General features: G+C 70.3%; 14 protein-coding genes and 2 pseudogenes. 6 read left to right on the top strand and 10 right to left on the bottom strand.

Going from position 1 to position 12,231, the window contains the following annotated elements:
• From B9G38_RS10925 to B9G38_RS10915, 3 genes and pseudogenes are all read right to left on the bottom strand, one after another.
• A pseudogene (locus tag B9G38_RS10925) lies at window positions 1-287 on the bottom strand (hypothetical protein); the annotation flags it as partial.
• Between the two features lie 85 nt (window positions 288-372).
• On the bottom strand, window positions 373-1,113 hold the full coding sequence (locus tag B9G38_RS10920) for a tRNA (adenine-N1)-methyltransferase (RefSeq protein WP_086220389.1): 741 nt from the start codon (window positions 1,111-1,113) through the stop codon (window positions 373-375).
• Complete coding sequence (locus B9G38_RS10915) at window positions 1,110-1,520, bottom strand: nascent polypeptide-associated complex protein (RefSeq protein WP_049929393.1); 411 nt, start codon at window positions 1,518-1,520, stop codon at window positions 1,110-1,112. The genes B9G38_RS10920 and B9G38_RS10915 overlap by 4 nt, the downstream gene beginning before the upstream one ends.
• Window positions 1,521-1,662: 142 nt before the next feature.
• On the opposite strand from B9G38_RS10915, the gene B9G38_RS10910 reads away from it, so the two are divergent.
• Window positions 1,663-2,445, top strand: a complete 783-nt coding sequence (locus B9G38_RS10910) for a creatininase family protein (RefSeq protein WP_086220388.1) — start codon at window positions 1,663-1,665, stop codon at window positions 2,443-2,445.
• A 6-nt stretch (window positions 2,446-2,451) separates the two neighbouring features.
• Here the strand turns inward: B9G38_RS10910 and B9G38_RS10905 are convergent, their stop codons facing one another.
• The 3 genes from B9G38_RS10905 to B9G38_RS10895 all read right to left on the bottom strand — a co-directional run bounded on the left by B9G38_RS10905 (window position 2,452) and on the right by B9G38_RS10895 (window position 5,580).
• Window positions 2,452-3,177 (bottom strand): 6-hydroxymethylpterin diphosphokinase MptE-like protein, encoded by a 726-nt coding sequence (locus B9G38_RS10905; RefSeq protein ID WP_086220387.1) that lies wholly within the window; start codon window positions 3,175-3,177, stop codon window positions 2,452-2,454.
• A gap of 162 nt (window positions 3,178-3,339) precedes the next feature.
• Window positions 3,340-4,602: a dihydropteroate synthase gene (gene folP, locus B9G38_RS10900; protein WP_198945677.1), complete on the bottom strand. Its 1,263-nt coding sequence runs from the start codon at window positions 4,600-4,602 to the stop codon at window positions 3,340-3,342.
• Window positions 4,603-5,007: 405 nt separating this feature from the next.
• Window positions 5,008-5,580 (bottom strand): DUF192 domain-containing protein, encoded by a 573-nt coding sequence (locus tag B9G38_RS10895; protein WP_086220386.1) that lies wholly within the window; start codon window positions 5,578-5,580, stop codon window positions 5,008-5,010.
• A gap of 231 nt (window positions 5,581-5,811) precedes the next feature.
• On the opposite strand from B9G38_RS10895, the gene B9G38_RS10890 reads away from it, so the two are divergent.
• The 4 genes from B9G38_RS10890 to B9G38_RS10875 are packed head-to-tail and all read left to right on the top strand — an operon-like array spanning window position 5,812 to window position 8,262.
• Entirely contained in the window at window positions 5,812-6,399 is a 588-nt protein-coding gene (locus B9G38_RS10890) for a hypothetical protein (RefSeq protein ID WP_086220385.1), read from the top strand.
• On the top strand, window positions 6,396-7,217 hold the full coding sequence (locus B9G38_RS10885) for an RNA methyltransferase (protein WP_086215588.1): 822 nt from the start codon (window positions 6,396-6,398) through the stop codon (window positions 7,215-7,217). The genes B9G38_RS10890 and B9G38_RS10885 overlap by 4 nt, the downstream gene beginning before the upstream one ends.
• A gap of 2 nt (window positions 7,218-7,219) precedes the next feature.
• Window positions 7,220-7,909 carry an AzlC family ABC transporter permease gene (locus B9G38_RS10880; protein ID WP_086220384.1) on the top strand — a complete coding sequence of 230 codons (690 nt, stop codon included), beginning with the start codon at window positions 7,220-7,222 and terminating at the stop codon, window positions 7,907-7,909.
• Complete coding sequence (locus B9G38_RS10875; RefSeq protein WP_049929386.1) at window positions 7,906-8,262, top strand: AzlD domain-containing protein; 357 nt, start codon at window positions 7,906-7,908, stop codon at window positions 8,260-8,262. Before B9G38_RS10880 ends, B9G38_RS10875 begins: the two co-directional genes overlap by 4 nt.
• A 32-nt stretch (window positions 8,263-8,294) precedes the next feature.
• Here B9G38_RS10875 and B9G38_RS10870 read toward each other — a convergent pair whose 3' ends face one another.
• Both B9G38_RS10870 and B9G38_RS10865 read right to left on the bottom strand, forming a co-directional pair.
• Complete coding sequence (locus tag B9G38_RS10870) at window positions 8,295-8,627, bottom strand: hypothetical protein (RefSeq protein ID WP_086220383.1); 333 nt, start codon at window positions 8,625-8,627, stop codon at window positions 8,295-8,297.
• A 99-nt stretch (window positions 8,628-8,726) separates the two neighbouring features.
• Window positions 8,727-10,658 (bottom strand): aldehyde ferredoxin oxidoreductase family protein, encoded by a 1,932-nt coding sequence (locus tag B9G38_RS10865; RefSeq protein ID WP_086220382.1) that lies wholly within the window; start codon window positions 10,656-10,658, stop codon window positions 8,727-8,729.
• A gap of 278 nt (window positions 10,659-10,936) precedes the next feature.
• Here B9G38_RS10865 and B9G38_RS10860 point away from each other — a divergent pair, with 278 nt between their 5' ends.
• Window positions 10,937-11,419 carry a VanZ family protein gene (locus B9G38_RS10860; protein WP_394334920.1) on the top strand — a complete coding sequence of 161 codons (483 nt, stop codon included), beginning with the start codon at window positions 10,937-10,939 and terminating at the stop codon, window positions 11,417-11,419.
• 12 nt (window positions 11,420-11,431) lie between these two features.
• On the opposite strand, the gene B9G38_RS10855 is transcribed toward B9G38_RS10860, so the two are convergent.
• Window positions 11,432-12,142, bottom strand: coding sequence for a 5'-nucleotidase C-terminal domain-containing protein (locus B9G38_RS10855; protein ID WP_233127195.1), 711 nt, complete (start codon window positions 12,140-12,142; stop codon window positions 11,432-11,434).
• Window positions 12,129-12,231 (bottom strand): annotated as a pseudogene (locus B9G38_RS17825) (IS1595 family transposase); the annotation flags it as partial. The gene B9G38_RS10855 and the pseudogene B9G38_RS17825, both read right to left, overlap by 14 nt.

Below are 12,231 nucleotides of genomic sequence, written 5' to 3'. Positions count from 1 at the left end.
GCGCCGGCTGCCGAGGGGCTGGGGGTGCGAGCGCGGTAGGGGGTGGCGGCGTCGCCGGGGCGACACGGTGGACGCCACGGGTGCCGGGACGACCGTGCGCGGGCCTCCAGCACCGCCTGGAGCAGTCGTGGCGGGACGCCGACCGCGACGAGCGCCGACCGGCCCGACAGCGCGGTCTCGACCGCCTCGGCGAGCGCGTCGGCGGGGCGCGGAAGGACGTCGGCGACCTCGCACCCGTCGCTCGCGGCGTCGGAGGCGGTCCCGGATCCGTCGTCGCCCGCGGTCACAGCAGTCAGTGACTGGCTACGTCCGAAAGAGCGTTGCGCCGGCGTCGGCGGCCGTCCGGGGAGGAAAGCGACGGACCCGCCGAACTCAGGGCGCCCGGCCGAAGACGAGGTACCCCGTGTGACCCACGCCCGCGGTGGAGGGGCGGGAGCCGCGGTCGGAGAAGTCCATCTCGCGCTGGATCGTTTCGAGCGTCTCGACCTCGGTGAAGCCGGCCTCACGGGCCGCGAGCGCCGCCTCGCGGGTCCCCTCGACGAACGGCGAGTAGACGGCGAGGCGGCCGCCGGGCGCGAGCAGGTCGTCCGCGCGCTCGACGACCGCGGGAGCGTCGCCGGTGTCGAGCGTCAGGGCGTCGAACGGCTCGCCGTCGACGAGCGCGTCCAGCTCGTCGGTGAGGTCGCCGGTCCGGACGTCGACGCGGTCGGAGACGCCCGCCGTCGCCATGTTCTCGCGAGCGACGTCGGCGAACTCGGGGTCGATCTCGTAGGTGGTCACGTCGGCGCCGGCGCGCCCCAGGTACGCGGCGAGGATCCCGGTCCCGGTGCCGGCGTCGAGGATGCGGTCGCCGCCGGACGCGCCTGTATGCCCCATCACGAGGCCCACGTCGCGGGGCATCATCGGCGCACCGGTGCGTTCGAGGTGGTTGAACAGGTCCGGGCCGCGGAGCGCGCGGACCTCGAAGACGGTGCCGAGGTGCGTCTCGACCTTGTCGCCGGCCGAGACGTCCTCGGGGACCTCGATCACGCCGAGGTCGGTGCCGAACTCCTCGCCCGGCTCCAGTAGGTACTCGCGGTCCGCGTGGACGAGTAGGTACGCGGCGTCCGTCACTGGAGGTCCGAGATCGCCCTCGCGGGCTCGCCGTTGGCCGCCTCCAGCGCCTCGCGGGCGTCGTCCTTCGAGACGCCAGCCTGCTCGGCGACCAGCCGGACGTCCTCCTCCGGAATGCCATCGTCTTCGTCGGCCGCGTCCTCGGCTTCGATCGCGCTCGCGTCCGCACCGCCCTCGACTGCGGCCGCGCCGCCCGCGTCGGCCACCGCGTCGGGCGACCCGACGATCTGGTACGTCTCCTGCCCTTGGGCGTCCATCTTGGTGACCTGCGCGCCGTCGAAGACGAGGTCGTCGCCGTCGGCCGTCTCGATGACGACCCGCTCGGCGTCGAGCTCCTCGACGTCGATCCCCATCTGTTTCATCATCTGTTTCATCTTCCGCGGGTTCATGCCGCCGCCTCCGAACATGGTCACCGGTTCGGCCGGACGACACAAAAAGGGTGTCGACACGGGTCGAAGCAACGGCGCGTCGCGGACGCTCGCCGGTCCCGATCGCGGCGAACCGGACCGAGAGAGCGGGGTTGATACGTGTCGCGCGCGAGGCGGTGATATGTACCTCGCGGACCGCACCTGGCCGGAGCTCGGCGACGCGCTGGCTCCCGGCTCCGTCGCGCTCGTCCCGCTCGGCTCGACCGAACAGCACGGCCCGCACCTTCCGCTCGGGACCGACCACCTGATCGCCGAGGGGCTGGCGACGGCGGCCGCGGACCGATCCGACGCGTTCCGGACGCCGACGATCAACGTCGGCGTTAGTCCCCACCACCGCCAGTTCCCGGGGACGATGTGGGTCGACCCGCCGGAGTTCCGCGACTACGTCGGGTCGTTCGCCCGGAACCTCGCGTACCACGGGATCGACCGCGTGGTGTTCGTGAACGCCCACGGCGGCAACGTCCAGCACCTCCGAGAGGTCGGCCGCCGGCTCCACGAGGACGAGGTCGGCTACGCTGTCGAGTGGATGTGGGACGAGTCGATCCCGGAGCTGGTCGACGACCTCTTCGAGCGCAACGGCCCCCACGCGGGCCCCAAGGAGACGGCGATGGTCACCCACCTCGCGCCCGACCTCGTCCGCGAGGACCGGCTCGAAGACGCGCGCGACGGCGGGCTCGTCGACCTCGAAAGCGCCGAGACGACCGTCCACGGCGCGCGAACCTTCTACGACGCGGTCGACAACTCCGCGAACGGCGCGTTCGGCGACCCGACCGACGTGACGCCGGAGAAGGCCGAGCGCCTGTTCGAGGCGGCCGCCGACCAGCTCGTCCAGCTGGCCGAGTGGATCGGCGAGCGCGACGAGAGCGATCTGTTCCCCGAGCCGCGCGTGGAGCGGTCGGACTGACGCGGGCTACTGGTCGGCCGCGTCTCGGGCGAACGCCTCGCCGAGTATCTCTCGGAGCGCCGCGTCGGCGTCCGCACGCCGCCCGTCGAGCACCGCGAACCGCTCGTCGCGGCGGCGTTCGAGCCAGCGCAGCAGTCTGGCCGCCCAGTCGAGCTTCAGCGCTTTCATCGGGTCGACCGCGGGGTCGTCGAACTCCCACCCCGGAAAGACCAGTTCGCCGGCCCCGAGGTGGTCGGCGAGGAACGCCGCGCGGTCGCCGTCGGTGAACCCACCGGGGTTGCGGAGCGGCCCGACGGGCGCCGCCTGCGTCGTCGCCAGCGTCCACTCGTCGGCGAAGCGCGGGAGCCACTCGCGGACCGCCGGGAGGTTGTCGCCATGGGCGTGCGCGGCGACTGAGACGCCATCGCGCGTCAGTTCCGCGGCCGTCTCCGGGTTCTTGTCGAGGTCTGTCACCATACAGTCGACCGCGACGCCGCGGTCAGCGAGCGCGTCCGCCGCGGTCGAGGCCGCGACGACGACATCGGCGTCGCGGGCGAGTTCGACCTCGTCGGCGAGACAGGGGGCCGCGCCCGCGACGGCGACCGTCTCGTCCGCCCAGTCACCGAGGCGGCCGAGCGGGAACGGAGTCGCGAGGTCGGCGGCAGTATCGCGGACGCGCTCGTCGTCGGCCCGGTCGAACCCGAAGTCGGCGAGGATCGCCTCGTAGACGGGCTCGAAGGTCGCGAAGTTCACGTGCGGGCCCCCCTCGGGACGCGCGACTGGGCGCCCGTCGATCGGCGCCGCCGCTCAGCGGGCGAGATATGGTATGGGCCGGAGTGGCACAGAGTACCCCTACCCGCGTGCCCCTCCGGCGTCCGGTCGATCGGTTGTCTACACGAGGGCATAAACTTTCTCTTAATTCACGTGTCGGTCGATACCGTCGATCGCGGCGTCAAGCGCCCGTGAAGCGCCGGATACCGCCTCTCTAACCGAGTCGAGCGCCGCGGGCGTCGCGATCAGGAGCCCGCGGCGGCCGTCAGCGGGGTCGTCGCCGCCTGACGACGCCCCGCCGGTGCCGCCGTCGGTCGCGGACGGGGTCGCCGCGGCCGCCCGGTTCGGATCGCCCAGCGCGAACGTCGCGCCGGTCGCGTCGTCGCCGACGGTCGCGGCGCGGAGGGCACCGACGGCGAGGTCGTCGAGCCCGGTGAGTTTGTAGGTACGAACGACGGCGGTGTCGGCGGCGCCGCGGTCGCCCCGAGCGGCCTCCGGCGCGCCGATCCGGTCGAGGTGACGCTCGGCCTCGCGGACCGTCGTCACGTCGAGCTCCTCGACTCCGACCGCGTCGGAGTCGCCGCGGGAGTCGTGTCGGTCGCGGGCGAACTCGGCGCCGACGAGCGCCGCGTCGCGCGTCTCGGCCACGTCGTGGGTGCGGATCACGTGCGCGCCGCGCTCGACCGCCATCGACGTGGCGGCGAGCGAGACCGGCAGCGCCTCCTCGGTGCTGCGGCCCGCGATGGTCTTGAGGAAGCTCTTGCGGTTGATCGAGACGAGCAGCGGGCGGCCGTACCCCCGGAACTCCCGGAGCCGGTGGAACGTCTCCCGGTCGTCCTCGTGGGTCTTGGCCTCGGACCAGCCGCCGAACGCGGGGTCGAGGATCGTCTTGTCGGTGAGGCCGTTCATCGAGAGCGCCTCGTAGATGTCGTCGACGTCCTCGACCGCGCCCGGGCGTTCGAGGTCCGGCGGCGAGGCCATCTTCGACACCGCCACGTCGTGTTCGCGACAGACGCGGGGCATCTCGGGGTCGGCGAACCCGCAGATGTCGTTGACCATGTCGAACCCGCGCGAGAGCGCCTCGTCCGCGACCTCGTGATAGCGCGTCTCGATCGACCAGACGGCGTCGCCGGAGGTCGATTCGAGGGTCTCGACCGCGGTGTCGAGGCGGTCGAGTTCCTGTTCGGCCGAGAGCACGTCGAGGTCCTTGTTCGCCGACTCAAGCCCCACGTCCACGATGTCGGCGCCCTCGCCGATCAGTTCCTCGTCGACGTACGCGGCGGCCTCGCCGGGGTCGTCGTACACGCTGGGGTCGTACGGCGACTCCTCTGAGACGTTGAGCACGCCCATGATCCGGGGCGGATGGTCGTCGCCGATCCCGAGCCCCGCGGCGTCCACGTTTCGCATACGATCACCACGGGCGCGAGCGACATAAACGGGGCGAGTACCCGAGGCGCTCGCCGGAGAACTGCCCTCGCAATCGCTTATAAATGGTCGGCGGGCGGTGGTGCGTGCGACCGAGCGGCCGGAGCGAAGCGGAGGCCGCGAGGGGCACGCGCGAAGGAGTCGCGAACGCCCGAAAGGCGTGAGCGACGAGGCCGGGGAGGCGTGAGGTGCGGTCGCGGTCGGGTGGGACTCGAAGGGGCAGTCGCGAGGGGGCGCAGGCGACGCAAGCACCGCAGGGAGCGAACGGAGTGAGCGACCGAGGAGCACAGCGAGCGTGCGCCCCCTCGCGACTGGGGGTTTGGAGGTGTTCGTCGCAGGGCCACGATCGGCTGGTTATAACTGATCGCACACGCCTCCGAACCCCATTTATAGATTAAACCGCACCGAGTCGCCGACCGCGACCTCGTGGCGGTCGGTCCACTCGTAGGGGACCTCCAGCACGTACTGCCCGGAGCCGGAATACCGTTGATCTTCACCGTCCTCGTTCGGTCTCGGTTCGGGCGCGTTGTGGATCGAGGTGATCTCTCGGTCGCCGTCGACGTAGACGATGTCGATGCCGAAGTCCATTTCGCGCATCACGTACGTCAGGGGGCCGGGCGAGTCGTGTACGAATAACATCCCGCCCCCGTTGGGCAGCGACTCGGCGCCGCTGAGGCCGAGGATTCGTTTGTCACGGGTGTCCGCGATTGCCGCCGTCACCGACCCCCGAGCTCCCCCGTCCGGACCTTCGACGGTCACGGTCGTCGTCTCGTAGTCGGCGTACGTTCCGGTCGGCCAGTCTGCGTCGTCGGCTCCGCCGTTCGCGCCGTCCGGCCCGCCACCCGCGTCGCCGTCGGTCGAATCGCCGCCGTCGCTCGTCGCGTCGTCGCCCCCGAGACAGCCCGCCGCGGCGCCCGTCGTCGCGGCCGCGGCCAGCCCGAGGAGTCGCCGCCGTCTCATGTCTGCGCCGAGGGGGGCCGGAGTGATAAACGGCGGCGTCGGCGTCGCGCCGTCACGGGTCCGGGGAGGGACATGTCACTCGGTGCGCCCACGACCCGTATGAACTCTCCGTCCACTCCCCGTCGCGGTCTGGCTCTCGCTCGCGGCCGCCGCTTCGACCTCGCCGCGGCGTAGCGACCCCTCGTGCCGGGAAGGACGCGCTTTTATCGCCGCCGGAGCGTAGCGTGAGACATGGCGAAAGTGAGCATCGGCCTCCGCGGGTGGCGCTTCGAGGAGGACGAGATATTCACCGACGACGAGGAGCTGAAGCCCCTCGACGAGATCCCCGAAGATCCGCGAGAGCGACTCGTGCGGCTCGTCACCCTCGTCGAAGAGCCCTGCGACGTCTGTTACCTCGAGCACGGCGACGAGGAGATCAACCGCTGTAGGCAGGCGGAGATCGTGTACGGCGAACCGGAGGGCGAGGTGCTGCTCTGCGCCGAGCACGAACCCGACCTGCTCTACTGGTTCCGCGAGGCGGGCGGCAGCGAGTACAAGGGGTCCGTCAAGTTCGCCGACCGGTTCCACGAGTGGGTCGCCGCCGGCAACGAGGCGCCGGAGGGGTACGGCTCGGTCGAGCACGTCGACGAGGACCCCGACGGCCTCCCGGACCTGCCCGATCAGCAGGAGGTCCAGGAGCGGCTCGAAGAGGACTTCCAGGGCGAGCGGATCGACATCGTCGAACTCGCCGGCAAGGAGCGCTCGGACGAGGAGCTGACGGAAGAGGAGCTCGCCGAGTCCGACCTCGACCTCTCGACCGACTACCCGTCGGACCGATGAGCGACGAGGAGTCGGACGTCGACGCGGTCGAAACGCCCGCGAGCGGTCGACGGAAGCCCGTGGTCGTCGTCGTCGAGCCCGAGACGCCGGGCAACGTCGGCACCATCGCGAGGGCGATGAAGAACTTCGGGCTCACGGACCTCAAGCTCGTGAACCCGCCGGAGATCGCGGAGGACGGCGAAGCGTACGGCTTCGCCGGACACGCCCGCGAGGACGTGCTTCCGAACGCCGACGAGGTCACATTCGACGAGGTCGTCGCGAACTACCACACGGTCGGCACGACCGCGATCACCGGCGAGGACGACCGTAGCCACGAGCGGTTCCCGTTCAAGACCCCGGTCGAGCTGCGCGAGTCGCTGAAGACGGTCGACGCGCCCACCGCGATCGTCTTCGGCCGCGAGGGACGGGGGCTCAACAACGAGGAGCTCTCGCGACTCGACGAGGTGTGCTCGATCCCGGCCGACGACGACTACCCCGTCTTGAACCTCGGGCAGGCCGCGACGGTCCTCTTGTACGAGCTTCGCGATCTCACGGTCGAGGAGACGCAGCTGCCCGACACGGAGGTGACCCGTGCTCCGGAGGCCGACCTCGAGCGCTTCCACGAGTTCTTCGACGAGTTCCTCGCGGCGACGGGGCAGCGCGACCACGTCCGCGAGAAGAACGCGCTGCTGATGCGCCGGCTGCTCGGGCGCGCGCACCCGACCGAGCGTGAGATCCACTCGCTGCTCGGCGCCTTCCGGAAGGCGAACGCGAAGCTGGACCACGCCGACCACCTCGCGGCGAAGTACGACGAGCCGCCGTACCCGCGGGAGGAGTAGCCGTGGGCGGGGGCGTCTTCGACGAGGACCTATTAGCCGGCGTGCGCGACGTCTCGCCGCTCATGCTCGGCGTCGCGCCGTTCGCCCTCGTCGCAGGGATCGCGGCGGTCGACGCCGGGCTCGGTCTCGCCGAGGCCGTCGGGATGTCCGTGATCGTGTTCGCCGGCGCCTCCCAGCTCGCGGCGCTCGAACTGCTCGGCGAGAACGCGCCCCTCGCCGTCGTCGTCGGGACGGCGGCCGTGATCAACCTCCGGATGCTGATGTACTCCGCCTCCATCGCGTCGCACTTCGCCGACTACGGTCGCCGGCTCCGCGCGGGGCTCGCCTACCTCCTCACCGACCAGGCGTACGCCCTCTCGGTCGCTGAGTTCGATGAGAACCCGGACCGGAGCCGGTGGCGCTACTACCTCGGCGCGGCCGCGTCGCTGTGGATCGTCTGGCAGATCGGGACGGTCGTCGGCGTCGTCCTCGGCGCGGGCGTCCCCGACGCGTGGGGGCTCACCTTCGCGGTGCCGCTCGTCTTCCTCGCGCTCCTCGTCCCCGCGATGAAGGACCGACCGACCACCGTCGCGGGCGTCGCGGGCGGCGCGGTCGCGGTCATCGCGGCCGGGCTCCCGCTCAACCTCGGCCTGCTCGTCGGCGCGCTGTGCGGGGTCGCGGCCGGCCTCGTGACGGAGGTGAGGGTGTCGTGAGCAGTGGTCTCGGCGCCCTCGCCGCCTCCCCGCGCGCTTGGGTCGCAATCGCGGTCATCGGCGTCATCACCTACGGGATCCGGCTCTCCTTCATCCACCTGTTCGGGCGGATCGACGGCGTCCCGACGCGCCTCCAGCGGCCGCTCCGGTACGTCCCGCCGGCCGTCCTCGCGGCGCTCGTCCTCCCCGATTTGGTGACGCTCGGGCCGTCCGTCACCGCGACCTTCCTCGACGAGCGGCTGATCGCGGGCGCCGTCGCCGGCGCGGTCGCGTGGCGGACCGAAAACGTGTTCGCGACCATCGCGACCGGGATGGGAACGCTGTGGGTCTTCCGGTTCGTCGTGTTCGCGTGAGCGGGCAGTAATAGAGACGAGCGAGGCCGCCGTCAGCGATCGCGCTCGGTCGCGCGCTCCGACCGGCGCTCGCTCCCGTCCGGGTTCTCACGGCCGACGGGGCGGCCGGACCGGGCGTCGCGGTCCACCTCGCGCTCGCGGGCGGCGGCGATCCGCTGGGCGGCGTCGGCGAGCGAGTCGAGCGCGGCGAACAGCCGGTACGAGAGGTACGGTCCCACGGTGAGGACGAGGACGGTCCAGACGCCGAGCAGTATCTGTCCGAGGATCAGCAGCGAGTAGACGAACACGAACAGGCTCACGGCGGCGAGCGTGATGCCGACGCGCGTGCGGAGGGCCTCGGCGGGCGAGAGCGGGTCGTGTGCCATACGCGGAGCTTCCGGCGGAGCTCACTTAAAAATAAACACGAAGCGGCGAGAGGCGTCGACGCGCGAGCGCTCTCGCCCTCGCTCGGGACGCGTTCCCGCTCAGTCGTCGGCGGGGGCCGCGGAGTCGCCGGCGGAGACGCCGGTGCCGGGGCCGACGTCGATGCCGAGGTCGGCGAGCTTCTCGTCCGGGACGACGCCGTCGACCCAGCCGCGGCTCTCGTAGTACTCGGCCTTCAGCTGGTCGAGTTCGACGAGTTCGCCCTCGCTGGCGCCCGTGCCGGGGATGGCGTCCGGGTGGCCCTCGATGAACCGGTTCGGCAGCGTGTCGTCCGCGCCTTCGAAGCCGGCGAGGTTGTTGTAGTAGCGCTCGAGGTTGTAGATGCGCTCGCCGGCCTCGAACAGCTCGTCCTCCGAGAGGTCTTGGCCGGTCACACCGTTGTACTGGAGCACGTACTCCTCGATCCCCTCAGCGAACGCGCTGAACTTACAGATATCGAACGAGTCCGACACCGCGTGGAGGTCCTGGAAGGTGGCGGTGAGCTCGCCTTTCCCCTCCCACTCGTACGGATCGACCTTCTCCGGGATCCCGAGGATCTCGGCGGCCGGCGTGTAGCCGCGCAGGTGGCACGCGCCGCGGTTCGAGGTGGCGTACGCGATCGCCATCCCCTTCATACAGCGCGGGTCGTAGGCGGCCATCGTCTGGCCCTTCACGGAGAGCTTGTTGCCGTGCGCGTCCTTCGCGTCGGCGACGCGCTCGGGACCCTCCGCGAGGAGGTCGCCGAGGTCGGACGAGCGGTGACCGAACTCCTCGATGAGGTCGATCATCGTCTCCGAGTCGCCCCAGTCGAGGTGGCCGACGCCGTCGAGTTTGCCCTCCTCGCTCATCTCCATCGCCATCGCCATCATGTTGCCGGCCTCGATGGTGTCGAGACCGAGGTCGTTACACTGCTCCAACATGCGGGCGATCTCGTCGCGGTCGGAGTGGCCCGAGTTCGGGCCGAGCGCCCACGCGGACTCGTACTCGTACGACTCCGTGCGGACGTTCATCTCCTGGCCCTTGTGGGTGACGTTGACATCGACTTCCTTCTTACACGCCACGGGACAGGAGTGGCACGTCGGTTCGTCGACGAGGATGTTCTCGCGGACGTTCTCGCCGGAGACCTGCTCCGCCTCGATGTCCGCGCCCTCCGCGTCGTGGTACGCCTCGGTCGAGGTGTACTTCGCGTTCTTCGTCGGGAGCCCGTCCATCTCCTCGGTCGCGTTCATCAGGACGTTCGTCCCGTACATCGAGAGCCCGCCCTCGTTGGGCGCGGTCACGTCGGACTCGCGGATGACCTCCATCGCCTGCTGGTACCCCTCTTGGAACGTCTCGGGGTCGGCGGGCTTCGGCATGTTGGTGCCCGACTTCACGACGACCGCCTTCACGTTCTTCGCGCCCATCACGGCGCCGGTGCCGCCGCGGCCCGAGGCGCGGTCGTCCTCGTTGATGACGCAGCCGTAGCGGACCTGGTTCTCGCCGCCCTGCCCGATCGCCATCACGGAGACGTCGCGGCCGACCTTCCCGTCGACCTCCTCGCCGATCTGGTCGATCGTGTCGTGGACGCCCTGTCCCCAGAGGTGGGAGCCGTCGCGCACCTCCACGTCGCCGTCCTCGACGAACAGGTAGACCGGCTCGTCGCTCTCTCCGTCGAGGAGGACGCCGTCGAGTCCGGCCCACTTGAGCCGGGCGCCGGACCAGCCGCCGTGGTGCGAGTCGGTGACGGTCCCCGTCAGCGGGGACTTCGTCACCAAGGCGATCCGGCCGCTCATCACGGTCTGGGTACCCGTGAGCGGTCCGGTCATGAACGCCAGTCGGTTCTCCGGTCCCAGCGGGTCCACGTCGGGCCCCTTGTCGAAGACGTATTTGACGCCGAGTCCGCGCGCGCCGATGTACTTCTCCGCGTCCTCGTCGTCGATCCCGTGGTAGTTGACCTCCCCGCCGCTGAGGTCGACCTGTGCCACACGGTCGCGGTAGCCGCCCATTTCAGTCATGTAATGCTCTATCATTATAGAAGGACCACAGCGTGTTAGTTGTTGACCTCCGTACGAAACCGTAAAGCGTTACAAAAGTGAACGCCTCCGAGGTGCGACGTTTATCAGTAGCCCGAGCGTTCACCGCGCGAATATCCGGAGACTCCGGCGCGGTGTGAGGGATTCACAGCGTCCGGTAGCGGCGTAGTGTAAACGACCGGTTTCGGTCGGTCTTACGGGTCGGGCGCCGAATATCGCGAAGACGCAGTCCATAATTGCCGGCGACTCGAAGCACGACCGTGACCGACCGAGGCGGACGGGGAGAGGCGACCGCTCGGCGTCCGGGGGAGATCAGGCGCCGCTTAGGGTCGATCAGGCGTGAGCGAGCGAGGGCGTTCGGGTTCGCGCTCGCCGTGTTCGTCGCGTCGGTGGTCCCGGTGCCCGGATCGTCCGGCGGGGGCGAGAGCGCGCTCGGCGGCGTCCTCGACGCTCTCCCCGCCGAAATCGGACTCACCGATCCGTTCCACGTAGTCGGGTACGCGGTCCTCGCCGGCCTCCTCGTTCCGACGACGGGGAGACGGCGGGTCGACCCCTTCCTCGCGGCCGCCGCCGCGGTCGCGTTCGGGTTCGGCATCGAACTCGTCCAGGCGCCGATCCCGTGGCGCTCCTTCGCGTGGGGGGACGCCGCGGTCAACGCGGTCGGCGCGGTCATCGGAGCGGCGATCGCGGTCGCCTGGGGGCGCGGACCGGAGACGGCGGGCGACCGCGACGACGAGCGCTAAACCCGCCTGCGTTCAGCGTCCCGGCGGACCGGCGCTGCCGAGGCCCCGACCGCGGCGGCGCACGGTCGCCGACACGTCCGCGTTCAGCCGAGAGCGTTCGAAGTAGATGTGGTCGTACTCGCTAGACTCGTACTCGGCGTAGATGTCGAGCGCGACCTCGTCGCCGTCGTCCGCGTCCTCTATCGTGTCCGCCAAGTTGCTGTCGTCGACCCGGACGACGAGAGTCTCGTCCTCCTCGTCGAAGACGACCTTCTCCGCGTCGACGTGGTCACCTTCCGGCGTCCACACGGCGACGGTGTCCTCGGCGACCGACTGGACGTCGTCGGGCGCGTCGAACTGAGAGACCACCTTGCCGTTCCCGTCGACGGTGACGGCGGCGTCGGGCAGGTCGCGGTCGACGCGCTGCATCCGCCCCTCGACGGTCGGAGCGATGGTATCTTTCTCCTCTAAGTAGTTCACGACCGTCGTCGCCTGGAGTTCGCCGGTGTCCTCGACGGGCTTGTCGTCGAGCGGGTAGCTGCTCCCGCCGTTTGCGATGAAGCTGTTGACGGCCACTTCGTACGTCTCCTCGGGGTCGAGCGGCTCGCCGTCGACGTACACGTCGCGGATCGGTTCGTCGGCGTCGTTGTGGGGGACCCACTCGAAGCGCAGGCCGCTGGTCTGCTGAGAGATCTCTTCGCCGAAGTCGCTCTTCGGTAGACTGGCGGAACTAGCGGAATACATTGACAGCGATACAGTCCACGAGACTGTGGATCGGTGCCCCAGTAAGGTTCAGTGACCGGAGGAAGCCGTAGGTCCGAGCGGCCTGCTCC

This window comes from Halorubrum sp. SD612, from assembly GCF_002135005.1.
This window is presented reverse-complemented; position numbering and strand designations above follow the sequence as displayed.